The sequence below is a fragment of the Corallococcus sp. 4LFB genome, from assembly GCF_046520365.1.
In the GTDB taxonomy this organism is placed as follows: domain Bacteria; phylum Myxococcota; class Myxococcia; order Myxococcales; family Myxococcaceae; genus Corallococcus; species Corallococcus caeni.
On sequence record NZ_JBKGHJ010000964.1, the window covers coordinates 1 to 1487 of the forward strand.

At 70.5% G+C, this 1487-nt stretch carries 1 protein-coding gene; it reads right to left on the minus strand.

The window, feature by feature from the left end; translation table 11 throughout:
- Positions 1–1487, minus strand: a 1487-nt coding sequence (locus tag ACLEQD_RS43210) for a non-ribosomal peptide synthetase (RefSeq protein ID WP_410391761.1), incomplete at both ends; no start/stop codon positions are given.

Here is a 1487-nt window from a genome sequence, read left to right on the forward strand (position 1 = left end):
TGAAGGCGGTCGCGGTGAGGTCGGGCCGCTCCCAGTAGCCCCAGGCGAGGCCGTCGCCGCCGACGAACAGCTCCCCGACGATTCCCGGCACCACCGGGTACAGGTGCGCGTCCAGCACGTAGGCCGTGCTGTTGGAGACCGGGCGCCCGATGGGCACCGTCACCGCATCGGGTTCGACGCGCGTCGGAGAGAACCACGTGCTGTACGCCGAGTTCTCCGTGGGGCCGTAGGCGTGAACGAGGTGGTCGGGCGCGCTGTGGGAGAGGAGCGCGCGGATGCAGGTTGGGTCCGCGGCCTCGCCACCGAACAGCAGCCAGCGCAGGCCCTTGAGGAGCGCCGGGTCGGTGCGTGCGACGTGGTTGAGCAGTGCCGTGGTCAGGAACAGGACCGTGATGCCCTCTTCGCGGATCCGCCGCGCGAGCACCGTGGGCTCGATGACCTCTTCCTTCGACAGCAGGACCAGCGTCGCGCCATTGAGCAGGGCGCTCCACAGCTCGAACGTCGAGGCATCGAAGGCGACCGTGGATGTCTGGGCGACACGGTCCTCGGGACGGAGCTGGATGAAGTCCGGATCGAGGACCAGGCGGGCGACGCCCCGGTGCGGGATGCAGACGCCCTTGGGGCGGCCCGTGGAGCCGGAGGTGTAGATGAGGTGCGCCAGGTCATCGCCCGTGCACGCATCCGGAGGCGCGTGGCGTGCCAGCCCCGCGGGCAGCGCGTCCAGCCGCAGGACCGTCCAGGGGCCTTCGGGGACCTGCGCGGCGAGCGCCGACTCGGTGACGACCGCGACGAGCCGCGCATCGGTGGCCATGAAGGCCAGGCGGTCCGCCGGATAGTCCGGGTCCAACGGCACGTAGGCGCCGCCTGCCTTGAGGATGGCGACGAGCGACACGACGAGGTCGATGGAGCGGGGCAGGCACACGCCCACGCGCGGCGCATGCCGTCCCACGTCCTGGGCCTTGAGCGCCCACGCGAGCTGATTGGCTTGGGTGTCCAGCTCCGCGTAGGTGAGGGCTCGGGTGCCGTGGCGCACGGCGATGGCCTCTGGCCGCGCGGCCACCTGCGCGTCGAAGGCACGCACCAGGGAGGCTTCGCGCGGGTAGGGACGCGCGGTGTTGTTCCAGGTGAAGAGGACCTGCTGCCGCTCCTTCTCCAGGAACCAGGGCAGGGTGTGGACGGCGGCATCCGGCTGGCGGACCGCGCCTTCGAGCAGACAATGGAGGTGCGCGGCCATCCGCTCGATGGTGCGGGGCTCGAAGAGCGCGCTCGCGTATTCGAGGACGCCCGAGAGCCCGTCTCCGGTCTCCTCCAGCATCAGGCTGAGGTCGAACTTGGAGGTCTGGAGCGGCAGCTCCAGCGCCTGGACCTGGAGGCCCGGAAGCTGGGGCAACGTGCCGGGCGCGTTCTGGAGGGCGAACATCACCTGCACCAACGGTCCATGGCTCAGCGCGCGTTCGACGTGCAGCTCCTCCACGAGCTTTTCGAAC